The organism is Pseudocitrobacter corydidari (assembly GCF_021172065.1).
Lineage (GTDB): Bacteria > Pseudomonadota > Gammaproteobacteria > Enterobacterales > Enterobacteriaceae > Pseudocitrobacter > Pseudocitrobacter corydidari.
On the sequence record NZ_CP087880.1, the window covers coordinates 2610996 to 2637319 of the forward strand.

27 protein-coding genes are annotated in these 26324 nt (G+C 54.6%); 16 read left to right on the forward strand and 11 right to left on the reverse strand.

All coding sequences use genetic code 11. The annotated features are described in order from the left end of the window. Positions 1-33: 33 nt before the first annotated feature. The 4 genes from G163CM_RS12145 to G163CM_RS12160 all read left to right on the forward strand — a co-directional run bounded on the left by G163CM_RS12145 (position 34) and on the right by G163CM_RS12160 (position 4730). Positions 34-837, forward strand: a complete 804-nt coding sequence (locus G163CM_RS12145; protein ID WP_231825126.1) for a sugar phosphate isomerase/epimerase family protein — start codon at positions 34-36, stop codon at positions 835-837. Positions 838-859: 22 nt separating this feature from the next. Next, the gene (locus G163CM_RS12150) at positions 860-2224 is read left to right on the forward strand and encodes an MFS transporter (RefSeq protein ID WP_231825127.1); all 1365 of its coding nucleotides are present in this window, start codon (positions 860-862) and stop codon (positions 2222-2224) included. Continuing rightward, positions 2221-3228, forward strand: a complete 1008-nt coding sequence (locus G163CM_RS12155; protein ID WP_231825128.1) for a Gfo/Idh/MocA family protein — start codon at positions 2221-2223, stop codon at positions 3226-3228. Before G163CM_RS12150 ends, G163CM_RS12155 begins: the two co-directional genes overlap by 4 nt. 140 nt (positions 3229-3368) lie before the next feature. Further along, entirely contained in the window at positions 3369-4730 is a 1362-nt protein-coding gene (locus G163CM_RS12160; RefSeq protein ID WP_015965589.1) for an MFS transporter, read from the forward strand. Positions 4731-4826: 96 nt separating this feature from the next. On the opposite strand, the gene G163CM_RS12165 is transcribed toward G163CM_RS12160, so the two are convergent. Then, on the reverse strand, positions 4827-5318 hold the full coding sequence (locus G163CM_RS12165) for a YajQ family cyclic di-GMP-binding protein (RefSeq protein WP_015965590.1): 492 nt from the start codon (positions 5316-5318) through the stop codon (positions 4827-4829). A 127-nt stretch (positions 5319-5445) separates the two neighbouring features. Here G163CM_RS12165 and panE point away from each other — a divergent pair, with 127 nt between their 5' ends. The 6 genes from panE (at position 5446) to G163CM_RS12195 (ending at position 11656) form a co-directional block, all read left to right on the forward strand. Further along, positions 5446-6357 (forward strand): 2-dehydropantoate 2-reductase, encoded by a 912-nt coding sequence (panE, locus tag G163CM_RS12170; protein ID WP_015965591.1) that lies wholly within the window; start codon positions 5446-5448, stop codon positions 6355-6357. Then, positions 6320-6910, forward strand: coding sequence for a protein deglycase YajL (gene yajL / locus G163CM_RS12175; RefSeq protein ID WP_015965592.1), 591 nt, complete (start codon positions 6320-6322; stop codon positions 6908-6910). Before panE ends, yajL begins: the two co-directional genes overlap by 38 nt. Before the next feature lie 41 nt (positions 6911-6951). Next, positions 6952-8046: a hypothetical protein gene (locus G163CM_RS12180; protein ID WP_231825129.1), complete on the forward strand. Its 1095-nt coding sequence runs from the start codon at positions 6952-6954 to the stop codon at positions 8044-8046. 291 nt (positions 8047-8337) lie between these two features. Further along, positions 8338-9600 carry a PTS sugar transporter subunit IIC gene (locus tag G163CM_RS12185; protein WP_015965594.1) on the forward strand — a complete coding sequence of 421 codons (1263 nt, stop codon included), beginning with the start codon at positions 8338-8340 and terminating at the stop codon, positions 9598-9600. Between the two features lie 14 nt (positions 9601-9614). Then, positions 9615-10934, forward strand: coding sequence for a 6-phospho-beta-glucosidase (locus tag G163CM_RS12190; RefSeq protein ID WP_231825130.1), 1320 nt, complete (start codon positions 9615-9617; stop codon positions 10932-10934). Further along, on the forward strand, positions 10931-11656 hold the full coding sequence (locus G163CM_RS12195) for a glucosamine-6-phosphate deaminase (RefSeq protein WP_231825131.1): 726 nt from the start codon (positions 10931-10933) through the stop codon (positions 11654-11656). Before G163CM_RS12190 ends, G163CM_RS12195 begins: the two co-directional genes overlap by 4 nt. A gap of 34 nt (positions 11657-11690) precedes the next feature. Here G163CM_RS12195 and G163CM_RS12200 read toward each other — a convergent pair whose 3' ends face one another. Then, a complete protein-coding gene (locus tag G163CM_RS12200; RefSeq protein WP_231825132.1) occupies positions 11691-12425 on the reverse strand; it encodes a GntR family transcriptional regulator in 735 nt (244 codons plus the stop codon). Between the two features lie 160 nt (positions 12426-12585). Further along, on the reverse strand, positions 12586-14034 hold the full coding sequence (gene thiI / locus G163CM_RS12205; RefSeq protein WP_015965598.1) for a tRNA uracil 4-sulfurtransferase ThiI: 1449 nt from the start codon (positions 14032-14034) through the stop codon (positions 12586-12588). Between the two features lie 210 nt (positions 14035-14244). Here thiI and xseB point away from each other — a divergent pair, with 210 nt between their 5' ends. Genes xseB through G163CM_RS12225 form a run of 4 tightly spaced genes read left to right on the forward strand, consistent with a single transcriptional unit; the run spans position 14245 to position 18300 of the window. After that, positions 14245-14487, forward strand: coding sequence for an exodeoxyribonuclease VII small subunit (xseB, locus tag G163CM_RS12210; RefSeq protein ID WP_015965599.1), 243 nt, complete (start codon positions 14245-14247; stop codon positions 14485-14487). After that, the gene (ispA, locus tag G163CM_RS12215; RefSeq protein WP_015965600.1) at positions 14488-15387 is read left to right on the forward strand and encodes a (2E,6E)-farnesyl diphosphate synthase; all 900 of its coding nucleotides are present in this window, start codon (positions 14488-14490) and stop codon (positions 15385-15387) included. Between the two features lie 18 nt (positions 15388-15405). After that, positions 15406-17268: a 1-deoxy-D-xylulose-5-phosphate synthase gene (gene dxs / locus G163CM_RS12220; protein ID WP_015965601.1), complete on the forward strand. Its 1863-nt coding sequence runs from the start codon at positions 15406-15408 to the stop codon at positions 17266-17268. A 57-nt stretch (positions 17269-17325) separates the two neighbouring features. Beyond that, positions 17326-18300 (forward strand): aldo/keto reductase, encoded by a 975-nt coding sequence (locus G163CM_RS12225; RefSeq protein ID WP_015965602.1) that lies wholly within the window; start codon positions 17326-17328, stop codon positions 18298-18300. An 88-nt stretch (positions 18301-18388) separates the two neighbouring features. Here the strand turns inward: G163CM_RS12225 and pgpA are convergent, their stop codons facing one another. The 6 genes from pgpA to nrdR form a co-directional block, all read right to left on the reverse strand. Then, entirely contained in the window at positions 18389-18892 is a 504-nt protein-coding gene (gene pgpA, locus G163CM_RS12230) for a phosphatidylglycerophosphatase A (protein ID WP_015965603.1), read from the reverse strand. After that, the gene (thiL, locus tag G163CM_RS12235) at positions 18885-19856 is read right to left on the reverse strand and encodes a thiamine-phosphate kinase (protein ID WP_231825133.1); all 972 of its coding nucleotides are present in this window, start codon (positions 19854-19856) and stop codon (positions 18885-18887) included. Before thiL ends, pgpA begins: the two co-directional genes overlap by 8 nt. Before the next feature lie 74 nt (positions 19857-19930). Beyond that, on the reverse strand, positions 19931-20350 hold the full coding sequence (gene nusB / locus G163CM_RS12240) for a transcription antitermination factor NusB (protein ID WP_015965605.1): 420 nt from the start codon (positions 20348-20350) through the stop codon (positions 19931-19933). Positions 20351-20371: 21 nt separating this feature from the next. After that, positions 20372-20842 (reverse strand): 6,7-dimethyl-8-ribityllumazine synthase, encoded by a 471-nt coding sequence (gene ribH / locus G163CM_RS12245; RefSeq protein WP_001021161.1) that lies wholly within the window; start codon positions 20840-20842, stop codon positions 20372-20374. An 83-nt stretch (positions 20843-20925) separates the two neighbouring features. Beyond that, entirely contained in the window at positions 20926-22029 is a 1104-nt protein-coding gene (gene ribD / locus G163CM_RS12250) for a bifunctional diaminohydroxyphosphoribosylaminopyrimidine deaminase/5-amino-6-(5-phosphoribosylamino)uracil reductase RibD (RefSeq protein ID WP_231825134.1), read from the reverse strand. 3 nt (positions 22030-22032) lie between these two features. Beyond that, on the reverse strand, positions 22033-22482 hold the full coding sequence (gene nrdR / locus G163CM_RS12255) for a transcriptional regulator NrdR (protein WP_015965607.1): 450 nt from the start codon (positions 22480-22482) through the stop codon (positions 22033-22035). A gap of 153 nt (positions 22483-22635) precedes the next feature. Here nrdR and G163CM_RS12260 point away from each other — a divergent pair, with 153 nt between their 5' ends. Beyond that, positions 22636-23178: a SadB/YajI family lipoprotein gene (locus G163CM_RS12260; RefSeq protein WP_231825135.1), complete on the forward strand. Its 543-nt coding sequence runs from the start codon at positions 22636-22638 to the stop codon at positions 23176-23178. Between the two features lie 293 nt (positions 23179-23471). Next, positions 23472-24326 (forward strand): nucleoside-specific channel-forming protein Tsx, encoded by an 855-nt coding sequence (locus G163CM_RS12265; protein WP_041686302.1) that lies wholly within the window; start codon positions 23472-23474, stop codon positions 24324-24326. Between the two features lie 132 nt (positions 24327-24458). Here G163CM_RS12265 and yajD read toward each other — a convergent pair whose 3' ends face one another. Both yajD and G163CM_RS12275 read right to left on the reverse strand, forming a co-directional pair. Then, positions 24459-24806, reverse strand: coding sequence for an HNH nuclease YajD (gene yajD / locus G163CM_RS12270; RefSeq protein ID WP_015965610.1), 348 nt, complete (start codon positions 24804-24806; stop codon positions 24459-24461). Between the two features lie 39 nt (positions 24807-24845). Then, the gene (locus tag G163CM_RS12275; RefSeq protein WP_231825136.1) at positions 24846-26246 is read right to left on the reverse strand and encodes a M24 family metallopeptidase; all 1401 of its coding nucleotides are present in this window, start codon (positions 26244-26246) and stop codon (positions 24846-24848) included. Positions 26247-26324 lie beyond the last annotated feature (78 nt).

Sequence of the window (26324 nt, forward strand, 5' to 3'; positions counted from 1 at the left end):
AAAAACCTTACCTGCAACTGTACTGGAGTCCCTATGAACACGCGTTCCTTGTCTCTTGCTGCACTGACGATGCTCGACGTTCCGCCACCGGAACAGGTGCGCATCGCTGCCGAAACGGGCTTTACGCACGTTGGCCTGCGCCTGCTCCCCGCCACGCCGACAGACCCTGACTACGATATGCTTGGCGACACTGCAACCGTTCGCGAAACCCTCGCCGCCCTGCGGGAAACGGGCGTTCGCGTGTCGGATGTGGAGATTGTTCGTTTAACGCCAGATTTCAATCTTGACGCCCTGCGTCCCTTCCTGGAAACCTCCGCGCGTCTGGAAGCCCGTCAGGTGCTGGTCGCCGGGAATGATGACAACATCACACGCTGCGCGCAGAATCTGGCGCGCCTGGCGCAGGCCGGCAAACAGTACGGCCTGACCATGAACCTCGAACCGATGCCGTGGACGGCGCTGAAAACCGTGCGCGACGCGCAGAGGTTGATTACCGCCAGCGGCCAGAACAACGTCGGCATTCTGGTCGACGCGATTCACTTCTGGCGTGCGGGGGAATCGTTGACCACGCTGGCTGACATTCCGGCTGCGCAACTGAACTATATGCAGCTGTGCGATGCCCCTGCACAAATCCCTGATACCACCGATGAGCTGATTTACCAGGCGCGCAGCGCACGAAAAGTGCCGGGCGAAGGCGGCCTCGATTTACGCGGTTTGCTGGCGGCGTTGCCTGCCACGATCCCCGTCTCTCTCGAAGTCCCGCTGGCGGGCGCACAAGGTGCCCTTCCCGCTCAACAACGCGCACAGCTGCTGTTTAACGCCGCGCAGTCCTTCCTGTGAATCACTCACCCGAGGAATCGTTATGGCTCAGACTCAACGCCTGGACGTCAGAGAGTTAATTAACACCCAGCCGCTCAGCCGCTATCAGAAGCTGGTGATTTTTTTAGGGTTTGCCGTAATTGCGCTGGATGGTTTTGATATCGCCATCATGGGGTTTATCGCCCCGGTGCTGAAACAGGAATGGGGCGTCAGCAACCATGAGCTGGGCTTTGTGATCAGCACCGCGCTGATTGGCCTGGCGCTGGGGGCGATGTTCTCCGGCCCGCTCGCCGACTGGCTGGGGCGCAAGAAGATAATCATTAACAGCGTCTTCTTCTTCGGTTTCTGGACCGTCGCCACCGCCTTTTCGCAGAACATCGAACAGATGATTTTCTTCCGCTTTATGACCGGGTTGGGCCTCGGCGCCGCGATGCCCAATATCAGTACGCTGGTCTCGGAATATGCGCCTGAACGTAAGCGCTCGTTCATCATTACGGTAATTTTCTGCGGTTTCACCTTCGGGGCGGCGATTGGCGGCTTTACCGCGTCATGGCTGATCCCAATGTACGGCTGGCATTCACTGATGGCGCTGGGCGGCATTTTGCCGCTGCTGTTTGTGCCCATTCTGCTGTGGAAGCTACCGGAGTCCGTGCGTTTTCTGGTGATTAAGCAAGCCCCCGCCGGACAGATTTGCGCGATCCTAAAGCGGCTCTATCCGGGTAAAATCGCCGATAACGTGAGTTTCGTTCTGCCCACTCAGCCGGTAAGCGGCAACGCGATGCGCATCGTGCTCTCACCGCAATACCGTTTCGGCACGCTAATGCTGTGGCTCGTCTACTTTATGGGGCTGTTTCTGGTTTACATCCTCGGTAGCTGGCTGCCTACGCTGGTGAAAGAGATTGGTCTCACCGTTAGCCAGGCGGCAATTATGACCGCCATCTATCAGGCGGGCGGCACAGTGGGCTCACTGTTCGCCGGGTGGCTGATGGACCGCATCAACCCGCATCGGGCGCTGGGCGCGATTTTTGCGGTTGGCGGGCTGGTGACGATGGCGATTGGTTTTGCGGCCGCCAGCTTCACGCTACTGTGCCTGCTGGCGCTGATTAGCGGCGCCTGTCTGAACGGCGCGAATACCGGCATGAACGCGCTCTCTGCGCGCTTTTATCCCACCCAGGCGCGCGCCACCGGTTCAAGCTGGATGCACGGCGTCGGGCGTATCGGGGCGATCCTCAGCGCTTTTGCCGGGGCTGAAATGCTGGCGATGGATCTCAAATTTGAAACCGTCTTCCTGCTGCTTGGCATTCCGGCGCTGCTCACCGTGCTGGGCGTCGCGGCAAAAGGCTGGTTTGCCTCGGGCCAACCCGACAATGTTCCTACCGTTACCTCTTCGCTCAGGAGCCCATCATGAATCCGACAAGACTCGCCGTGATCGGCGCGGGCGCCATCGGGCGCAAACATATTGACGTTATTCAGCATGCGTCAGACGCCACGCTGGTGGCGCTTGCCGATCCCTCAGAACAGGCGCGCGAACTGGCGACAGAGCTCGGCGTCGCGTGGTTTGCTGACGTCGAGGAAATGCTGGATGAAATCAGGCCAGACGGGGTGATTAACGCCACGCCAAACACCCTGCATGTGCCCTGCGCGCTGGCCTGCGTAACACGCGGTATTCCGGTGCTGGTGGAAAAACCGGTGGCGGAATCTCCTGAGCGCGCGCGTGAGCTGGTGGACGCCGCGCTTGCGCACAACGTGCCGGTATTAGTTGGCCATCATCGCCGCCATAACGCCCTGACGGCGGCGGCGAAAACGCTCATCGATAGCGGCAAACTCGGCAATATCGTCGCTGTTTCCGCCCACTGGCTACTGCAAAAACCGGACGACTATTTTGACGTAAGCTGGCGACGGGAGCCCGGCGCGGGGCCGCTATTGGTTAACCTTGTGCACGATATCGATCTGATGCGCTATCTGCTGGGCGAAATTGAAGAAGTGCAGGCGATGGCCTCCAGCGAAACGCGTGGCTTTGCCAACGAGGATAGCGCGGTGGTGAATATGCGTTTCGCACGCGGCACGCTGGGCAGCGCGGTGTTAAGCGATTGCAGCGTTAGCCCGTGGAGTTGGGAGATGAACTCGGCGGAGAACCCGATTTACGCGCATACGCCGGAAAACTGCTACCTGATTTCCGGCACGCTGGGCGCGCTGGCGATACCGCAGATGCGCTGGTGGCGCTACGGCGAGAAAAGCGGCTGGCACGAACCGCTTATCAGTGAAACGTTGCACATAGACGCCATCGACCCGTTTATCCTGCAACTGAACCACTTTATTGCCGTTATTCGCGGCGAGGCGACGCCAATTATTGACGCCGCCGATGCGCTGAGATCGCTCGAGGTTATCGACGAGATCCGCCAGGCAATTTGACCTTCAGACAGGGGCCCCGCGCAGGGGCCTTTTTCTATACAGCACAAATAATTCACGAATGTAATATTTGCTCATTAACACTCTGTTTACCCTGCCTGCGCTCCGCACTACACTATGGGGCGATTAATAATGAGGTGGGAATGAACGATTACAAAATGACGCCGGGGGAATTGCGCGCCACCTGGGGTTTAGGGACCGTATTTTCGTTGCGCATGCTCGGCATGTTTATGGTTCTGCCGGTTCTGACCACGTACGGTATGGCTCTGCAAGGCGCAAGCGAAGCGCTGATTGGCCTGGCGATTGGTATTTACGGGCTGGCGCAGGCCGTCTTCCAGATCCCCTTTGGTTTACTCTCCGACCGCATTGGCCGCAAACCGCTGATTATTGGCGGGCTGATGATTTTTGTTGCCGGTAGCGTGATTGCCGCGCTCTCAGACTCCATTTGGGGCATCATTCTTGGCCGCGCCTTGCAAGGTTCCGGGGCGATCGCCGCCGCCGTAATGGCGCTGCTTTCTGACCTCACTCGTGAGCAAAACCGCACCAAAGCAATGGCGTTTATTGGCGTGAGTTTTGGCGTCACCTTTGCAATCGCCATGGTATTAGGGCCGATTATCACCCATAAGCTGGGCCTGCACGCGCTGTTTTGGATGATCGCCATCCTCGCGACGCTTGGCATTTTGCTGACGCTATGGGTGGTACCAAACAGTCATAACCATACGCTGAACCGCGAATCCGGCATGGTAAAAGGCTGCTTTAGCAAAGTGCTGATGGAGCCCAAACTGCTGCGCCTGAACTTCGGCATTATGTGTTTGCACATTCTGCTGATGTCGACCTTCGTCGCCCTGCCGGGCCAGCTGGAAGCGGTAGGCTTCCCGGCACCCGAGCACTGGAAAATCTATCTGGTCACCATGCTGGTCTCGTTTATCGCCGTGGTGCCGTTTATTATTTATGCCGAAGTGAAGCGCAAAATGAAGCGCGTGTTTCTGCTGTGTATCGCCCTGCTGCTGATTGCAGAAATTGTGCTGTGGGGTTCCGGCAGCGACTTCTGGGCGCTGGTGGCAGGCGTGCAGATTTTCTTCCTCGCCTTCAACCTGATGGAAGCGCTGTTACCGTCGCTTATCAGTAAAGAGTCTCCGGCGGGCTACAAAGGTACGGCGATGGGGATTTACTCCACCAGCCAGTTTCTCGGCGTGGCAATTGGCGGCTCGCTGGGCGGCTGGATTGACGGCTTCTTCGATTCGCAAACCGTGTTCCTGGCGGGCGCACTGCTGGCGACGGTCTGGATGCTGGTCGCCGTCACCATGAGCGAACCGGCTTATGTCAGCAGTTTACGCATTGAAATTCCCGACGGTGTCGAGGTTGACGATGCCCTGAAGGCGCGGCTGTTGGCGAAAGAGGGGATTAAAGAGGTGCTGCTGGTGGGCGATGAGCGCTCGGCTTACGTTAAAATCGACAGCAAAGTGACCAACCGGTTTGAGGTGGAGCAGGCTATCATCGCCTGAGTCTGAAATGCCCGATGGCGCTACGCTTATCGGGCCTACACGAGCATGACACTCCCGTAGGCCGGATAAGGCGAAGCCGCCATCCGGCAATACAGATTAATCGCGGAAATTTTTAAACTGGAACGGCTGGCCTAAATCGCCGCCGCGCACCAGCGCCATTACCGCCTGTAAATCATCACGGGATTTCCCGGTCACGCGAATCTCTTCACCCTGAATTTGCGTCTGCACTTTCAGCTTGCTGTCTTTGATGAGCTTCACGATTTTCTTCTGAATCGCGCTCTCAATCCCCTGCTTCAGCTTCGCTTCCACAAACCAGGTTTTTCCGCTGTGCACAAACTCTTCTGGCACATCAAGAGACGTCCCTTCAATGCCGCGCTTGAGCAGTTTGGCGCGCAGAATATCCAGCAGCTGGTTAACCTGGAAATCAGACTCGCTCAGTACTTTGATGGTTTTATTCGCATCGTTCAGCTCAATTTTCGCTTCTACGCCGCGAAAATCGAAACGTGATTCAACTTCACGCGCTGCGTTATCCACGCCGTTGCGTGCTTCCTGAAGATCAACTTCAGAGACAATATCGAAAGATGGCATCTTTTCCTCTCCCTCAGTGACTTTTGCGTTGCATAATACCTGCAACGCGGCATAACTCAACTTGTTATCCCCGAAAGCTTAGCGCCCGAGGCTATAATTTGGGTGTCAACGCCGTTCAGGAGGCAGTGTGAAAATTACAGTACTAGGATGTGGCGCGCTGGGCCAGCTATGGCTCACGGCGTTGTTTAAAAAAGGATTTGATGTTCAGGGCTGGCTACGCGTCCCCCAGCCTTACTGTAGCGTAAATCTGCTTGAGCTGGATGGTTCTGAATTTAATCAGTCCGTTACCGCCAACGACCCCGACTTTCTCGCACACAGCGACCTTTTGCTGGTGACGTTAAAAGCCTGGCAGGTCTCCGACGCGGTTAAAACGCTGGCAAAGAAACTGCCGGCAACGTCCCCTATTTTGCTTATCCATAATGGCATGGGCACGGTAGAAGAGTTAAACGACGTTACGCAGCCGCTGCTGCTGGGTGCGACCACGCAGGCCGCACGCCGTGATGGCAACATCATCATACATGTCGCCAACGGCACCACGCATATTGGCCCGGCCAAACACTACGACCGCGATTACAGCCATCTGGCGGTAACCCTACAGGACGTTCTGCCGGATGTCGCCTGGCACGATAACATCCACTCGGCGATGTGGCGCAAGCTGGCGGTAAACTGCGTGATCAACCCATTGACCGCGCTGATGAACTGCCCGAACGGAGAACTGAGCCAGCATTTACCGCAGGTTGAGCTTATCTGCGCGGAAGTCGCGCATACCATGGCGCGGGAAGGCATTCATACTTCGACGGAAAACCTGCTATTTTACGTCACCCAGGTGATTGAACGCACAGGAGAAAATATCTCCTCTATGCTTCAGGATGTTAGGGCGCTGCGACACACGGAAATCGACTATATTACCGGTTACCTGCTCCGACGCGCCCGCTCCCACGGCCTTAGCTTGCCGGAAAACACCCGCCTGTATGAACAGATTAAACGTAAGGAGAGTGAATATGAGCGCGTCGGCACTGATTTGCCTCGCACCTGGTAGTGAAGAGACGGAAGCCGTCACCACTATTGACCTGCTGGTTCGCGGCGGCATTAACGTCACCACGGCAAGCGTCGCCAGCGATGGCAACCTGACTATCGTCTGCTCGCGCGGCGTAAAGCTGCTGGCCGATGCCCCGCTGGTGGAAGTCGCCGATGGTGATTACGACATCATCATCCTGCCGGGCGGCATCAAAGGCGCAGAGTGCTTCCGCGATAGCCCGCTGCTGGTTGAAACCGTGCGTCAGTTCCATCTCTCCGGGCGTATTGTGGCCGCGATTTGCGCCGCTCCTGCCACGGTACTAGTCCCGCACAATCTCTTTCCGGTCGGTAACATGACCGGCTTCCCGACGCTGAAGGATCAGATCCCGGAAGATCAGTGGATGGACCGACGCGTCGCGTGGGATCCGCGTGTAAACCTGCTCACCAGCCAGGGGCCAGGCACGTCGATTGATTTTGGCCTGAAGATTATCGACCTGCTGGTTGGGCGTGAGAAAGCCCATGAAGTCGCCTCGCAGCTGGTGATGGCGGCCGGGATTTATAACTACTACGAGTAAATTTAAACGCCACTTCCGGCTCAAAAAATAAGGAATTGACTATGAAAGGATCTCTGAGCGGAGTGGCTTTAATGCTGCTTTCCGTGGGGGCATCTGCGACCCAACTACAGATTTCAAATATTGATTACCTCTATCCTGACAGCACGATAACGCAGTATCGCCTGCCCTGGTTTTCTTCTCCCGATAATCCTATCGCGGCTAAACGCATCAATGATTATCTCTTCTCGACGTTTATTTTTCATCTTCCAGGGAAAGATCCTCAGGCTACGCTGAATCAGCTAGCGAAGACCGAACATGGCATGGAGGGAATTGAAACGCTGGATTACCACGTTCAATATCTGGGCAAAAACATTCTTGCAATTGATATATTAGGCGAATGGTGCGGCGCTTATTGCGAGGCATATACAGAGCCAGTAGTTTTTGATTTATCCACCGGGTACCGCGTCACGCTGGAACAAATAATCACTAACAATGGCATGGATACATTAGCGACAAAAGTCCGCAAAGATATTAGCGATAAAATCTCAACCTTTGTGGCGCAACAAAAAGCGCTTCCCGCCGAAAAACAGCGCGATGAAGATGGAGTGATTATGGACTATGAGGCATTCTACGCCGAGTGTCTGGCAAGAACTAAAAACCCTGACTTCACTGACTATACCGATCGCTATTCATTGAATGAAAAAAATATCACGTTTTTAAACGGTCGTTGTAGCAACCATGCAAATCAAGCACTTGACGATCTTGGGGATTTTCAAACCCCGCTTCCTGTTTCATCACTCAATGAAATGCTTACACCTTACGGTAAAACGCTACTGACAAATGAACCCCGTCAACGCACGGCTCCGCTTCCCGGTCTGAGCGATAGAGTGCTTTACGGTACGCTGGGCAAAAACACACGCATCGTTCTGAATGTTTCCTGCCAACGCTCTTACATTCAAGGTGCCTATTTTTACGAGAAATATGGTGCGGCGATCGGGTTATCAGGTAAATGCAGCCCCGAAAATACGCAACACTATGAGCTCACTACCTCATCAAATGAGGCCCCTGCAGAAAAAATTGTGCTTGATTTAAAAGAGGGTCGCTATCAGGGAAACTGGCAATCTGGGGGGAAAACGTTACCCGTACAGTTTGATTAGGCTGCTGAAAAGCCCGATGGCGATGTGCTTATCGGGCTTGCGGTTATATTTGTGCGAAGGCTCACAGAACATCACTTTTTTCCCCACTTAATCTCCCTACCCGCACAGACACCTCATTAAAAATCATCATTTATTCAATCAGATATTCAAGATAACGTCTCTTTTGGCGCTGTATTGACTCGCAAACCATTCCATGAAAAACTCCGCATCAACTGGTATATACCAGTTAAACTCCTGAGAAAGAGATTTAATAAACAGGGGAAATACAACACCTCACTGGAGGCATTTCTCGTGGTCACATTTATTGAAAATCGTATTATTCCGTTGCTGATTAGAATCGGGGAAGATAAACATCTGGTCGCTGTGCGTAACGGCATTGTTTTGACGCTTCCCTTCACCATTACCGGAAGCCTGTTCCTCATTCTGGCCAATTTGCCCATCCCTGGCTGGGCGGAGTTACTTGGGCCTTTTGCTGCTAAGCTCAGCGCCCCTGCGGCAGTCACCTTTGGCGCCATTGGCTTAATTTCATCAATTGGCATCAGTTATAATTTAGCGAAAGAATATAAGCTCAGCGCGATAACCTGTAGCGTGGTTTCCGTTGTCGTTTTTTTACTGGCGCAGTTAAATAATGAATATCAGCTTAACGTTGATAACCTTGGCGCAGCGGGCCTCTTCTCAGCCATTATTCTGGCGATATTTACCGTTCAGACTCTGCGCTTTTTTATTACACGTAACCTGGTTATTACGCTCCCCGATGGCGTGCCGCCTGCGGTCGCACAATCTTTTTCCAGCCTGATTCCGGCCATTTTTGTCATCACCCTGGTGTGGCTGATTCGGGTATTACTCAACTTCGATATCAATAGTTTTTTCACCTGGCTGGTTAGCCCGCTGGTTAGCGGCCTTGGCTCACTGCCCGGTATGTTAACGCTGATTTTCCTGATTTCTCTGCTCTGGTGCTGCGGTATTCACGGCGATAACGTGTTATCCGGTATTACCAGCCCGATTTTTCTAAAATATATCGCGGAAAACACTCAGGCTTATCTTAACCACCAGCCTATTCCTCATATTACCGCCGATGGTTTTTATATCGTCTTTATGTGTATCGGCGGCACGGGCGCAACGCTAGGTCTGGTGCTGGCGATGCTGCGTTCGCGCAGCAAACTTTACCGCTCGGTGGGTAAACTCTCGGTTACGCCTGCGGTATTTTGCATCAACGAGCCGGTGATATTTGGTTGCCCGGTGGTCTTTAACCCGCTGCTGATGATCCCTTTCACCCTGACGCCGATGCTGCTGTGTACCGCGACCTATTGCCTGATGTATTTCGACATTATTGGCCGCCCTGTTCTGCAAATCCCCTGGACCATGCCGCCTGTTTTCGCTGCCTGGTTTGTCACAGGGGGCAATATTCCGGCGGTGATTTGGTCCATATGCACCATCGTCATCTCGGCCCTGATTTACCTCCCCTTTTTCAAGCTCGCCGAACGCAAGCAGCTTGAAAGAGAGCTGGCAGAAGAAAAAGGCGAAGACGCTTTCGCCACCACAGAATCCGCTTAATAAAAGGATGTCCTATGCAAAAGCTTAAAGTTGTCACCATTGGTGGCGGGTCCAGCTATACGCCGGAATTAATTGACGGATTTATTAAGCGCTACGCTGAATTACCCGTTACCGACTACTACCTGCTGGATATTGAAGAAGGAAAAGAGAAGCTGGAGATCGTCGGTAAGCTGGCGCAGCGCATGGTGCAGCAAGCTGGCGTACCGATGAACATTCACCTGACGCTAAATCGCGAAGAAGCCCTGAAAGATGCCGATTTTGTCACCACCCAGCTGCGCGTCGGTTTTCTGGAAGCCCGTATCACCGATGAGCGTATTCCGCTGAAATATGGCGTACTCGGCCAGGAAACCACCGGCCCAGGCGGTTTTATGAAAGCCCAGCGCACCATTCCCGTGCTGCTCGATATCTGCCGCGATATGGAAAAATGGTGCCCCAATGCATGGTTGATTAACTTTACCAACCCGGCAGGTATTGTCACCGAGGCGATTACCCGCCACAGCAATATTAAAACCATCGGTATTTGCAGCGGTGCCAACAGCATGATGATGGATATCGCCAAAGCGTATGACGTGGAAAAGTCCGCTGTTGATACGCGCATTATCGGCCTGAACCATCTTATTTTCGCTGACCGCATCGCCATACATGGTGAAGATAAAACGGATGATTTTATTAATAAGTTAGCGCAGGGCAGCGCCAGCAATTCGCTGAAAAATATACCGGATATCGGCTTCACCGCCCGTTTTGCTCAGGCGTTGCATATGTATCCGATTTCCTACCTGAAGTACTTTTTCCTTAATCGCGAAATGGTGCAAACCGCGCAGCAGGATGCCGCCACGAAGGGCACGCGTGGCGAACAGACGCGCGAAATTGAGAAACGGCTGTTTGAGCTTTATCAGGATGAACACCTGAATCATAAACCGAAAGAGCTGGAGAAACGCGGAGGCGCATGGTACTCCGATACCGCCTGTTCCATCATCAGCGCTATCTATAACGATAAAAAAGAGATCCACGTAGTCAACACCGTCAACAACGGCACCACGCCGGATCTGCCGGATCACGTCACCCTTGAGACCAATGCGGTTATCGATAAACATGGCGCGCATCCAGTCGCTTATGGCCGCCTGCCGGTGAAAATTCGTGGTTTGATTCAGAGCGTGAAGGCCTACGAAGAGCTCACCGTCGAAGCCGCCGTTACCGGTGATTACGATACCGCTTTACTGGCGTTGAGCATCAATCCGCTGCTGCCTTCGGCAACCATTGCAGAGCAGATTCTTGATGAGTATCTGGACGTTAACCAACGCTATCTTCCGCAGTACGCTAAGGAGGCAAAATGAATATTGAAATTCGCCAGGATTACCCGGCACTGTGTGAATATGTCGGTCAACAGGTTATCCAGACGCTGAAAAACAAACCCGATGCGCTGGTCTGCATTGCCGGGGGCGACACCCCGCTTGGCGTCTTTAAGGTGCTGGTGGAAGCCAGCCAGCAGGGGCTGGATCTCTCCCGCGCCGCATTTGTTGGCCTGGATGAGTGGCTTGGTCTGGGGCGCGAGGATAAAGGCAGCTGTCGGGAGATGGTGTATAGCCATCTTTTCGATAAGCTGCCGCTGCGCCCGGATCAAATCTGTTTTTTTGACGGGCTGACGGCGGACCCGCAAGCGGAATGCGAGCGCGTCGATGCCTTCATCGCGGAACATGGGCACATTGATATTCTGGTGCTGGGCATTGGCATGAACGGACATATTGGCTTCAACGAACCCGGCGCGGACCTCAACAACCGGTGCCATATCGTTCCGCTGGATCCCATCACTAAAGCAGTATCCGTCAAATATTTCGGCGGCGTGCGCGACGTCACGCAGGGCATTTCCCAGGGGCTGAAAACGTTACTGGAAGCGCAACAGATTATCGTGATGGCGAATGGAGAGAAGAAAGCGGAGATTGTCGCCACCACGCTAAACAGCGAGCCGACAACAGCAATACCCTCGACGCTGGTCAAAAATCACGCACACTGTACGCTGGCGCTGGATACCACTGCCGCGAGCCTTATTAAAGGTTAAACATGTGGGTCGGGGGAAATACCCCGGCCCTTTCTCAGCGCTCAATGCGCATATTTTTAACCCGGAAGATATCGGCGCGGTTATAGCTAATGGAGTAGTTAAAGATGACACCGCCTTCGAGTCGCGTAACTTCGGTGATTTTGAGCATTGGCAGCCCCGGCGAAATATTCAGCAACGACGCCTGCTCACGATTAAAAAGCGCGGCTTCGATCAGTGAATCGGCATCTTTGATTTTCTTATGTGTGAAGGTTTCGATGTAGCCATACAGCGACCCCTCTTTAAGCACCGACTCCGGAATGGTGTCTATCACATGGCAGGGAATATTACTGTCTTCAATCAGCACCGGTTCCCCGTCAAGCAGACGAATACGGCGGATGAACCAGACCGCATCGCCCACAGCGATATCAAGCTGCGCGGCCAGCGATTCATCTGCCTGAATCTGCCTGAAATCCACCAGTTGACTGGTTACCGCCACCCGCCCCTGAAACTCGCGCGAGAAGCCCAAAATACTGTCGCTTTTTTCGTTGTTGAGAATATAGATATTAGATTCGGTGTTTTTCAGCACAAACATGCCCTTGCCATGAATGCGCTCGATAAAGCCTTCCTGCACCAGACTGGCCATCGCTTTCTGTACCGTCACGCGCGTCACATCGTAAACCGCCGCCAGCTCGCGCTCAGAAGGGATACTTTCGCCTTTCTTATATTTCAGGCTGAGAATATCTTTTTTGATCTTCTCTTTAATTTCCATGTACTTGTGTACTTTTTGCATGCTGTCCTCACCGCCGATGTGAAGCGAATACTTTAGCAAAGAACGCCCGATGGCGCTGCGCTTATCGGGCCTACCGGATAAGGCGCAGCCGCCATCCGACAACCGCAGCCATAAAAAAACCTCGCATCGCGAGGTTTTTTATTCAGTAATAACTATGCACTTACGGGCGATAGACCTTCACATTGGCAAAGCCCTGCTCGCGCAGGTAAAGCGCCTGCAGGCGGCTCATCACACCGCGCTCGCACCACAGCAGGTAGTTTTTGCTCTGGTCGAGGTTGCCGAACTGAGTGCTCAGCTTGTAGAACGGCAGAGAAGCAATTTCCACGCCTTCCACTTTCAGCGGTTTGTCATCCTGCTCATCAACGGAACGAATATCCAGAATCACATCGTTGTCGCCAAAACCGCTGACGGTTTCGACTTCCACCACTGCCTGCTCGGTCTGCTGCGCAATTTCACGGATATCGAGGTTGTTGGCGTTCGCCACCACGTCATCAAGAATGCTGAAATCGAAGTGCTCTTCTTCCGCTTCGATTTTCGCCTTCACCGCTTTGATGGTCGGGCTTTTCGAGATCACGCCGCAGTATTCCGGCATGGTACGCGCAAAATCTTCGGTACCGATTTCACGCGCCAGATTGATGATGTGCTCTTTATCGTGGGAGATCAGCGGGCGCAGGATCAACGTGTCGGAGACGTTATCAATCAAACGCAGGTTGGTCAGCGTCTGGCTGGAAACCTGGCCCAGCGCTTCACCGGTGACCAGCGCCTGCACGCCGTAGCGTTCAGCCACTTTCGACGCCGCACGGACCATCATGCGTTTCAGCACCACGCCCATCTGGCCATCATCGATTTTCTCGAGGATTTCGCCAACAACCGGTTCGAAGTTAATGGCGACGAAACGCACGCGGTGGGAGCTGCCAAAGCGGTTCCACAGGTAATGTGCCACCTGACGAACGCCGATTTCGTGCGCCGCGCCGCCGAGATTAAAGAAGCAGTAGTGTACGCGACAGCCGCGACGCATCAGCATGTAGCTGGAGACGCCGGAGTCGAAACCGCCGGAAATCAGCGACAGCACATCTTCCTGGGTACCGATCGGGAAACCGCCGATACCTTCATAACGGCCTTTCACCAGCAGCAGGCGATCGTTTTCAATTTCTAGGTTAACGGTAACGTCCGGGTTGGTCAGTTTCACTTTCGCCGATTCAACGTGCTGATTCAGACCACCGCCGACGTAGCGCTCGATCTCAATCGAGGTGAATTCGTGTTTACCACGACGTTTCACGCGCACGCAGAAGGTTTTACCTTCAATTTGATCGCGATACTGCACCAGCGCTTTTTCAAAGATATCGTGCAGCGAGGTGAACGGCACATCTTCAACTTCAAGAATATGGTGGATGCCCGGGATGCGGGTCAGGGCGTCACGGATATCCAGACGCTGATTTTCATCTTTCGCGCGGACTTCGATGTGATCCCAGTGACGAACAACGGCGAGCGTCTCGTCATAATGCTTTAGAACGTTACGAATGTTCCCGGTTAAAATTTTAATAAAGCGCAACCGCACAGATTGGCTTTTGATGGTGATTTCCGGGAACAATTTAATGATAAACTTCATGGCGGCAATGGTTCGTTGGCAAGCCCGATGCGGGCTGTAGGTAAAATTTGTACTGCAGCGCACCGGGGTACCTGCATCCAGGTCGCGGAGTATACCATCTTCGTGGTTAAGCTGCGCGCTTTCCCATATACCATTGTGTGTTATTTGATTCAGGACGCGACTGGGCTACCATAGTCGCCATCGCGATATAAAAAGAGCTGATCATTCACTATGCCAAAGAAAAATGAAGCCCCGGCCAGTTTCGAAACTTCACTCACCGAACTGGAGCAGATCGTTAATCGTCTCGAAAGCGGCGATCTTCCGCTGGAAGAGGCACTGAACGAATTCGAACGCGGCGTACAGCTGGCGCGTCAGGGGCAGGCCAAACTGCAACAGGCGGAACAACGCGTGCAGATCCTGCTGGCAGACAACGACAACGCCTCTCTGACTCCTTTTACGCCGGACAATGAATAAATGGATTTTTCGCAGCAGTTAAATGCCTGCGTCGAACACGCCAACAGCGCGTTGCGGCGTTTTATTGAGCCTCAGCCCTTTCAGAACACTCCGCTGGTTGAAGCGATGCAGTATGGCGCACTATTAGGTGGTAAACGCCTGCGTCCGTTCCTGGTGTACGCGACCGGGAAAATGTTTAACGTCGATCAGCTTACGCTGGACGCGCCCGCAGCCGCCGTTGAGTGCATTCATGCTTATTCGCTGATGCATGACGATCTTCCGGCAATGGACGATGACGATCTGCGTCGCGGTCAACCGACCTGCCACATTAAATTTGGCGAAGCGAATGCAATTCTGGCCGGCGATGCCCTGCAAACGCTGGCGTTTTCTATACTGAGTGATGCGCCGATGACCAACGTGTCGGACCGCGATCGTCTGGCGATGGTTTCTGAGCTGGCACAGGCCAGCGGCGTCGCCGGAATGTGCGGCGGTCAGGCGCTGGATCTCGATGCGGAAGGTAAGCATGTTGATCTTGCAGCGCTTGAGCGTATTCACCGTCATAAAACCGGTGCGTTGATTCGCGCCGCTGTGCGCTTAGGCGCATTGAGCGCGGGCGAGAAAGGCCGCAGCGCCCTGCCACTGCTGGATAAGTACGCTGAATGTATCGGCCTGGCATTCCAGGTTCAGGATGACATTCTGGATGTGGTGGGCGATACTGCGACCCTCGGCAAGCGCCAGGGTGCCGATCAGCAATTAGGCAAAAGCACCTATCCCGCACTGCTGGGCCTTGAGCAAGCCCGCACTAAAGCCCGTGACCTTATTGAAGAGGCCCGTCAGTCGTTAACTGAACTGGCCGCACAGTCACTGGATACTACTGCACTGGAAGCGCTGGCGAACTACATCATCCTGCGCGACAAATAAACAATAAATGAGTCTCTGATGAGTTTTGATATTGCCAAATACCCGACCCTGGCGTTGGTCGATTCCACTCAGGAGTTGCGCCTGCTGCCAAAAGAGAGCCTGCCGAAGCTGTGCGATGAACTACGTCGTTATCTGCTCGACAGCGTGAGCCGTTCCAGCGGACACTTCGCCTCCGGGCTTGGCACGGTGGAGCTCACCGTGGCGCTGCACTATGTCTACAATACGCCGTTCGATCAGCTGATTTGGGACGTGGGCCATCAGGCCTATCCGCATAAAATCCTGACCGGACGCCGCGACAAGATTGGCACCATTCGTCAGAAAGGCGGCCTGCACCCGTTCCCGTGGCGCGGCGAGAGTGAGTATGACGTATTAAGCGTCGGCCACTCCTCTACCTCCATTTCGGCCGGGATCGGCATCGCCGTTGCCGCCGCGCGCGAAGAGAAACAGCGTCGCACCGTCTGCGTCATTGGTGATGGCGCAATTACCGCTGGCATGGCGTTTGAAGCGATGAATCACGCGGGCGATATCAAACCGGACATGCTGGTCGTGCTGAACGACAACGAGATGTCGATTTCCGAGAACGTCGGCGCGCTGAATAACCATCTGGCACAACTGCTTTCCGGCAAGCTCTACTCTTCTCTGCGCGAAGGCGGCAAAAAAGTGTTCTCCGGCGTACCGCCGATTAAAGAACTGCTCAAGCGCACCGAAGAACATATCAAAGGTATGGTGGTGCCAGGCACGCTGTTTGAAGAGCTGGGCTTTAACTACATCGGCCCGGTGGACGGCCACGATGTGCTGGGTCTGGTGAATACGCTGAAAAACATGCGCGACCTGAAAGGCCCGCAGTTCCTGCACATCATGACCAAAAAAGGTCGTGGCTACGAGCCCGCCGAAAAAGATCCTATTACGTTCCATGCGGTGCCGAAATTTGACCATACCAGCGGAAAATTACCGAAAAGCAGCGGCGGCCTGCCCTCTTATTCCAAAATTTTCGGCGACTGGCTGTGCGAAACAGCGGCTAAAGACAGCAAATTAATGGCGGTTACGCCTGCAATGCGTGAAGGCTCCGGCATGGTCGAATTTTCGAAAAAATTCCCTGACCAGTACTTTGACGTGGCAATCGCCGAACAGCACGCGGTAACCTTCGCGGCAGGCCTGGCGATTGGCGGGAACAAACCGATTGTGGCGATTTACTCCACCTTCCTGCAACGCGCCTACGACCAGGTTATCCACGATGTGGCTATCCAGAAACTGCCGGTGATGTTCGCCATCGACCGCGCGGGGATTGTCGGCGCTGACGGCCAGACGCACCAGGGCGCGTTTGATCTCTCCTTCCTGCGCTGCATCCCGGAGATGGTCATCATGACGCCGAGCGATGAAAACGAATGCCGCCAGATGCTGTATACCGGTTATCACTACAACGACGGCCCGAGCGCTGTGCGTTATCCGCGCGGCTGCGGCACCGGCGCTGAACTTCAGCCGCTGGAGAAACTGCCGCTGGGCAAAGGCGTGGTGAAACGTCAGGGCGAGAAAATCGCTATTCTGAACTTCGGTACGCTGTTACCTGAAGCCGCAGCGGTCGCCGAGAAACTCAACGCCACGCTGGTGGATATGCGTTTTGTGAAACCGCTTGATGAAAGCCTGATTCTTGCAATGGCTGCGCAGCACGACGTGCTGGTCACCCTGGAAGAGAACGCCATTATGGGCGGCGCAGGCAGCGGCGTGAACGACGTCCTGATGGCGCACCGTAAACCGGTGCCAGTGCTAAACCTTGGCCTGCCGGACTTCTTCATTCCGCAGGGCACTCAGGAAGAGATCCGCGCCGACCTCGGTCTTGACGCGGCAGGCATTGAAGCGAAAATCGCGAGCTGGCTGGCATAACCCTCCTCTCCGCTCCTGCTATGCTTAAAGGTAAACCTTAAAAGCAGGAGCGGAACCATGCAATACAACCTCTTAGGACACACCGACCTTCGGGTTTCCCGTCTTTGCCTGGGCTGCATGACCTTTGGCGAACCGGATCGGGGCAAACACGCCTGGACCTTACCCGAAGAGAGCAGCCGCCCTATTATCCAGCGCGCCCTTGAAGGCGGCATTAATTTTTTCGATACGGCAAACAGCTATTCCGACGGCAGCAGCGAAGAGATAACAGGCCGCGCCCTGCGCGACTTTGCACGCCGTGAAGACGTCGTGGTCGCCACCAAGGTTTACCATCAGGTCGGCGACCTGGCGGAAGGACTTTCCCGCGCGCAAATTCTGCGCTCCATCGATGACAGCCTGAAACGTCTGGGAATGGAGTACGTCGACCTGCTGCAAATTCATCGCTGGGATTACAGCACGCCGATTGAAGAGACGCTGGAAGCGTTAAACGATGTGGTGAAAGCGGGGAAAGCACGTTATATCGGCGCGTCCTCGATGCACGCACGCCAGTTTGCTCATGCACTGGAACTGCAAAAACAGCACGGCTGGGCACCGTTCGTCACCATGCAGGATCACTACAACCTGATTTATCGTGAAGAAGAGAATGAGATGCTGCCGCTGTGCAACCGTGAAGGCGTGGCGGTGATCCCCTGGAGCCCGCTGGCGCGTGGGCGCTTAACCCGCCCGTGGGGCGAAACGACCGCACGTCTGGTGTCCGATGAGTTTGGTAACACGCTCTACAGCACCACCGAGGCGAACGATGCGCAAATTGCCGACCGGCTGGCGCACGTGGCGGAAGACCTTGGCGCAACCCGCGCGCAGACCGCGCTGGCGTGGCTGTTGAGCAAACCGGGGGTGGCGGCACCGATTATCGGCACATCGCGGGAAGAGCAGTTAGATGAGTTGTTGAATGCGGTGGATTTAACGCTGGAGCCGGAGCAGATTGCGGAGCTGGAAACGCCGTATCAGCCGCATCCGGTAGTGGGGTTTAAGTAAGGAGTCGTGCCGGATGGCGCTTCGCTTATCCGGCCTACGGTGATGGTTGTAGGCCGGATAAGCGAAGCGCCATCCGGCAAGCAGCACGCTACATTATTCCAATCGGCCAATGATGCCCGATAAAATACAATATCCCCGCCGAAATCACCCCGGCGACGATGTCATCAACCATAATCCCCATACCGCCGTGAACGTTGCGGTCAAACCAGCGAATCGGCCACGGTTTCCACATATCGAGAATACGGAAAATCACAAACCCGGCGGCAACCCACTGCCAGTCCATCGTCGGCAGTGCCATCAACGTAATCCACATGCCGACGAACTCATCCCACACGATGCTGCCGTGGTCGTGAACGCCCATGTCTTTTGCCGTCTGGTGACACAAATACACGCCGATACAAATACTGAGCATCACCACCAGCGAATAGAGCTGCCACGGCAGGAAGGTCATCAGATACCAGAAGGGAATCGCGGCCAGCGAGCCCATTGTCCCCGGCACAATCGGGCTTAAGCCGCTACCGAAACCGACCGCCAGCAGGTGCCAGGGGTTGCGTAAATTGAGACGGCTTTTCGCCACGTCTTTGCTAGCCAAAGTGATCAAATCCCTTATAGTCGAACGTCACGACGTCGCCGCCGCGTTGAAAATGCATTCCGTCTACGTCAGCGCTCATCTGGCCGATGCAGGTAAACGGCACGCCAAGATGGCCTAACGCCACGTCCAGCGCGCCACGGTTGAGCTCCGGTACGGTGAAGCACAGTTCGTAATCTTCTCCGCCGGAAAGCGCCCAGCGCATCGCCTGTTCGCCGTCAACATGACGCTGCATCGCCTCAGAATACGGGAGTGCATCCAGATCGATTCGCGCACCGCATTCGCTGGCTTTCAGAATATGGCCGAGGTCGGAAACCAGACCGTCGGAAAGATCGATTGCCGAACTGGCAAGGTCGCGCAGCGCCTGCCCTTGCAGAATGCGTGGCGTCGGGCGCAGGTGGCGTTTAACCAGATACGCGTTATCGCTTTCATCGCTCACCGTCAGGCGGTTCTGTAGAATCGCCAGCCCGGCAGCGCTGTCGCCCGGCGTACCGGTGACGTAAATCCAGTCGCCCGGTTTTGCGCCCGAGCGCTTCAGCGCCCGGCCGACGGGCACGTAGCCGTGAATACCCAGCGTCATGGAGAGCGGGCCTTTCGTCGTGTCGCCGCCAATCAACTGCATATCGTAGTAATCGAGTTGTTCAAACAGACTATCGCTGAACGTTTTAAGCCAGCTTTCATCCACCGACGACAGCGTCAGGGCAAGCGTCAGCCATGCCGGGTCTGCGCCCATCGCCGCGAGGTCGCTGACGTTTACGGCCAGCGCTTTATACGCCAGATCGGCGGGGTCGATATCAGGAAGAAAATGAATGCCGGACACTAACGTGTCGGTACTGATTGCCAGGGTCTGTTTTTCGGGAATATTGAGCAACGCGCAGTCGTCGCCGATTCCGGTTTCAACATCAAAGCGGGCGCTTTTTACGCGGTCAAAATAACGGGCAATCAGGGAAAATTCGCCGCATGCCATACGTTATGCCTCTGCAGAAGAATAAAACAAGGCCGGGGAATGCGGCAAAAACCACACTCGCACCGGCCTGCAGATTACTTTTTCTTGGGGCGGATTGCAGGAGCTGCTTTATCCAGCACGCCGTTGACAAACTTGTGGCTGTCTTCAGCGCCAAAGGTTTTTGCCAGTTCGATAGCTTCGTTGATGGCCACTTTATACGGCACATCATCACGTTTGGACAGCTCGAACAGCGCAATACGCAGCACCGCTTTTTCTACCTGGCCCAGCTCTTCGAGCAGACGGGACAGGTAAGGTTTCATCAATCCATCGAGGTACGCGCTGTTAGTCGCCACCCCGGACAGCAGTTCACGGAAGTACATTACGTCTACATCTTTGACGTCCTGTTCCGCCAGGAACTGGTATTCAACATCGGCGATGTCGTTCTGGGACAACTGCCAGGAGTAAAGCGCCTGAACGGCACACTCACGGGCGCGGCGACGAGCAGCAGGTTTCACGGAATTCCCCTTACAAAAAAATCAGGCCTTAATGGCTTTCAATACGTTGATCATTTCAAGCGCGGTCAGTGCAGCTTCTGCACCTTTGTTACCGGCTTTGGTGCCAGCGCGTTCGATGGCTTGTTCAATACTTTCAGTGGTGAGAACACCAAAGGCTACCGGGATTTCGCTGTCCTGAGCGACGTGCGCCAGGCCATTGCTTGCCCCGCCAGCGACATATTCGAAGTGCGCAGTACCGCCACGGATAACCGTACCCAGCGCAATCACCGCGTCATATTTACCGGTTTTCGCCAGCGCGCCAGCCGCCAGTGGCAGTTCATAAGCGCCAGGCACCCAAACAACGGTAATGTTTTCATCTTTGACCTGACCAATACGTTTCAGGGCGTCAATCGCACCTTCCAGCAGGCTGTCGTTGATAAAGTTGTTGAAACGCGCAATGGTGATGGCGACGCGAGCGTCCGGGGTAGCAACGTTAGCTTCAATAATGTTCATACTCTTCCTTTGGGTTCATTTGCCCCGCAGGGGGGCGGATTTTATCATAATATTCTGTGCGCTGCTCCCCTTTTCAGGAGGCATTACGCGTTCGTCAAATGCAGGCAAATATCCGGGCCTACATGGCGTATCTCGTTGAATTTGAAATGGGGGGCGTCGGCCAGTTTCTCAAGCCCCGGTAGAACACATAATCCGCGCGCATCGCTGCCTAATAGTTTAGGTGCTACGTAGACAATAAGCTCATCAACGACACCCGCCTGAATCAGCGCGCCAGCAAGCGTCGGCCCGGCCTCCACCCAGATGCTGTTAATCTGCTGTTTGCCAAGCTGCATCATCAGTAAAACCAGATCAACATGCCCATTATGTTCCGGCGTAATAATCGATTTTACACTCTCTGGCCAGTTGCGCTCATCGCTTTGGGTGCGGGCAAACCAGGTTTCGCCTGGCTGCTGCACAATGCGGTGCTCCGGCGTGACGCGGTTCTGGCTATCGACCACAATACGCACCGGCTGGCGCAGGTTTTCCTCGGCATAAAGCGCCTGCGTCTGTGCGCTCAGTTCATTCCAGCGCACGGTTAACGCCGGGTCGTCGGCCAGCACCGTGGCGCTGCTGGTGAGAATTGCGTGGCTCTCTGCGCGCAGACGCTGCACATCGCGACGCGCCTGCGGGGAGGTAATCCACTGGCTTTCGCCGCTCGCCATCGACGTACGCCCGTCCAGAGACGCGCCAAGTTTAAGCTGAACATACGGGAAGCCTGTACGCATGCGTTTCAGGAAACCTTTGTTCAGCGCTTCCGCTTCGCTCATCATCAGGCCGTGGCTGACCTCAATACCCGCCTGTTGCAGGCGATACAGCCCGCGTCCGGCCACCTGTGGGTTGGGGTCCTGCATGGCGGCCACCACGCGGGAAACACCTGCGGCAATCAGCGCGTCGCAGCAAGGCGGCGTGCGGCCGTGATGACTACAGGGTTCAAGGGTCACGTACGCCGTCGCACCTTTGGCTTTTTCGCCTGCCATACGCAACGCATGAACTTCCGCGTGCGGCTCACCGGCCCGGTAGTGAAAACCTTCGCCGACGATTTCGCCCTGATTGACAATAACGCAGCCGACACGCGGGTTGGGATGAGTGGTGAAGCGACCACGTGCGGCAAGTTTCAGCGCGCGCGCCATGTACATTTCGTCGTGCATAGCTTAGTCCTGTAGACGAGCGATCTCTTCGCCGAATTCTTTAATATCTTCGAAGCTGCGATAAACCGACGCAAAGCGGATATAGGCCACTTTATCGAGCTTTTTCAGCTGTTCCATCACCAGGTTACCCAGCAGTTTGCTCGGCACTTCACGTTCCCCGGTGGCGCGCAGGTGCGATTTAATGTGATTAATCGCCATTTCGACGTCATCCGCGCTTACGGGACGTTTTTCCAGCGCTCTTAACATGCCGCTGCGCAGCTTGTCTTCGTTGAACGGTTCGCGCACATCATTGCTTTTTACGACGCGCGGCATCACCAGTTCAGCCACTTCAAACGTGGTGAAACGTTCGTTGCAAACCAGGCATTGCCGACGGCGGCGGACGGAGGAGCCCTCGCCAACCAGACGAGAGTCGATCACTTTGGTATCTACGGCGAGACAGAATGGGCAGTGCATACATCGTCCTGACTATGAGGTGGTAACTGAAACCTATTTTACCCTGATATGGCTCGACAACAAAGGAAGAGCGTTTTTGAGACAATGGATCGATGCCAGAATCTTTTTTGCGATCTAACATTACGTGATCCCGACCATAAGGAAACAGACATAATGACAAGACGTTACCTAAGAATTGCCGTACTGGGAAGCCTCTTTAGCCTGACTGCCTGCGCACAGCAAGCCGAGGTTCGTCAGATGCACGAAAGTATCAGTACGCTCAATCAGGAAATGACCAAACTGAACAAAGAAACGGTGAAGATCAGCCAGCAGAACGCGCTGAATGCGAAATCTGCCAGCGGCGCCTATATCATTCCCGGTTCCAATACGCCTGCGCTGCTGAAGAGCCAGATAGGCACGCTGCGCCTGTCTTTGCGCAACATCGCGCCAAACGCACAGGGTACGGCGGTGACGCTGCGTATTCAGGGCGAATCTAACGATGCGTTACCGGCGTTTAGCGGCACCGTAGAATACGGTCAGATTCAGGGCACTACCGATAACTTCCAGGAAGTTAACGTGCAGAATCAGCTCATTAACGCGCCAGCCAGTATTCTCGCGCCCAGCGATGTCGATATTCCGCTACAGCTGAACGGCATCACGCCGGATCAACTCGGCTTTGTCCGCGTTCACGATATTCAGCCCGCTACCGCGCAGTAAACGCACCTTCGCGCCAGGCTTCTCTGGCGCAAATTTTTCTGCTGCATTCTCCCCTCACCTATTCACCACTTTTTGCTGAAGATTGGCAATCATTGATATGACAGGTACAATCGCCGCCGTTCAATCTACGCAAACGTGAACGCAATCGATTACGTATATGAAAAATGTGTGACCCGTAACTGATTTTTGTGAGCAATGATTCTTATAATAGGCACGCAGAAATACGAAACATTTTGTAAAGCTTCGATGCTTAATTTCATTCCCGTTAGGGATTTTTTATCAGTGGCAAACATATGAAAAAAACATTATTAGCAGCCGGTGCTGTGGTAGCACTCTCCGCGTCTTTCACTGCCGGTGCAGCAGAAAATGACAAACCGCAATATCTTTCCGACTGGTGGCATCAGAGCGTCAACGTGGTAGGCAGCTACCACACCCGTTTCGGGCCGACGCTGCGTAACGACACCTATCTGGAATATGAAGCGTTCGCCAAGAAAGATTGGTTTGATTTCTACGGTTACGTCGATGCGCCGCGTTTCTTCGGTGGCGACAGCAACTCCCGCGGGATCTGGAACCACGGTTCCCCGCTGTTTATGGAAATCGAGCCACGTTTCTCTATCGACAAGCTGACCAATACTGACCTGAGCTTTGGTCCGTTCAAAGAGTGGTACTTCGCGAACAACTATATCTACGATATGGGCCGCAACAGCGAAGGCCGTCAGAGCACCTGGTATATGGGTCTGGGTACCGATATCGATACCGGCCTGCCGATGGGGCTGTCTCTGAACGTCTATGCCAAGTATCAGTGGCAGAACTATGGCGCATCCAACGAAAACGAGTGGGATGGCTATCGTTTCAAAATCAAATACTTCGTGCCGATTACTGACCTGTGGGGCGGTAAGCTGAGCTACATCGGCTTCACCAACTTCGACTGGGGTTCAGACCTGGGCGACGATCAGTACCGCACCAGCAACTCTATCGCCTCCAGCCACATTCTGGCGCTGAACTACGATCACTGGCACTACTCTGTGGTCGCGCGTTACTTCCACAACGGTGGTCAGTGGAAAGATGGCGACGAGCCGGTATGGCAGGCTGAGCCGATTAAATCCAACGGCTTCGGCTGGTATCTGGTGGCGGGTTACAACTTCTGATTTCGCTGCTTGCCGGATGGCGGCGTAGCCGTCATCCATCAATGTAGGTCGGGTAAGGCGTAGCCGCCACCCGACGTCAAAGCGCATCAGGCAAAAAAAGCACCGCACGTTCTCAACGTCGGTGCTTTTTTGTTACTTCTTCTTATCCATCATCGCTTTCAAATCGGCAAAGGGATTGTACTTCGCCTCGCCCACGTCTTTCTGCGCGTCTTCCCCGGCAATTACCGTCGAACCGTATTGATCCGCTTCGGTATATTTCGAGTGCTCGTGATCGTGACAGAACAGGCACAACAGCTCCCAGTTACTACCATCTTCCGGGTTATTGGTGTGGTCGTGATCCATATGGTGAACCGTTAACTCACGCAGGTTCGAGTAAACAAACTCGCGCGAGCAACGCCCGCAGACCCACGGAAACAGTTTGAGTGCTTTTTCGCGATAGCCGCTTTCCAGCCGCGCGTAGTTTTTAGGGATGATGGCCATAATTGCTCGGTAATGAAATTAAAGGTTTTGGACAGTTTATCACTCTGTACACACCAACGCTCGCGTTGGGTCGAGCAACCAGGGGCGCAGATACCCCACCGTATTCGACAACGGCAACACCTCGTCCGGCAGACTAATGCCTAAATGCTCTTTGATGTAATGGCGACGCATTAACACCCGGTTCCAGAGTTCAGGGTACGCCTGGGCAAGTTCATCTCGCAGCGCTTTGTCCGCGAGGGCTACCGTGTCTTCAATGCTGGCTCCGGCGTAACCTGCGCGGGAAGGAATGATGTCGATTTGCAGCAGCATACCGCTGCGCAGCGGTGCGGCGGAGTTCGGGCCAATCGGCGAGCACAGCCACTCTTCATCCGCCACCAGATGGCCCGGATTAAGGTGCCAGTGATACTCCGCCTTCGGCAATACCTGTTCAATCAGTGCATACATTTCACCGCCCAACATGCCGGGGCGAATATGGGTAAGCCAGGTCGCGACGGCGCGATAGTAGGGCTTCGCCACCACGTCGAGATAATCGGCCACCTCTGGTGCCAGTTCGCTTTCATCCGCCACCACATACGCTGCACGGCTACTTAATCCGCCTTTGTAACTGGTGGTAAGCGAGAATTTATCGCCGCGCTTTATATGTTTATCACCAGGGTAAAGATTGGCATTGGCAAAACGATCGCCGGTTGCGGCAATCATCACTACGTTATTCGGCTGCCCCTGGGCCGCCAGCAGTGCGCCGATCTGCTTTTCGGTTTTCCCCGGCGCGATGGCATTCAGGGCATCGAGAATCGCCGTTGACGCCAGATTCGCGCCGTACTCGTAGTGCGCCAGTTCATTGGCGTTATTGACCGTTCGCGCACCGTGCTCTGGCGAGATAAAAATTCCGGTGGCGTTGCACAGCGCGGCCTCAGGCCCTGCCGCCTGACGAATCGCCTCAACGATAAAAGACGGGAGATCAAACATCTTCCAGGCGTCATCTTGTGCGCCGGTAAACAGTTTCCAGCCCACCAGCCCGTAGTTTTTTCCGGCAACGATACCCGCACTGTTCAGCACATCCGGCAGTGATTGTTGATTGTCCATCGGCTGATTAGGCAGGGAAAACCACGGCGCATGCACCACGCGGTTTTCCAGCCGCGCATGCGCCGCCAGTTTCAGATTTTCGTTACCGAGCACCAGCACAGCATCCCCCTCACTGTGCAATACCAGCAGCGCCTCTTCGAAGCGCGGGATAAATCCGGTGAGATACTCAAAATTGCCGCCGTGCTCTTTGTCAGCATAAATCACCAGCGCGTCCAGCCCGCGAGAGGCCATCCCGGCCAGCACTTTAGCTTTGCGCTCGCGCAGAGTGTCGTCGTTTAAGGTAACGGAAGGCAGATGATGCCAGACGGCTGGCTGCGGTACAGTTTGCAGAGAAAGGGAATCGAGTGTGATGGTCACTGGCGTTACTCCATGTCAAAGGCTATCCACGGAGAGTAACCAATATTGGCGAGGCTGTAATAAAAAAATCCCGGCCTT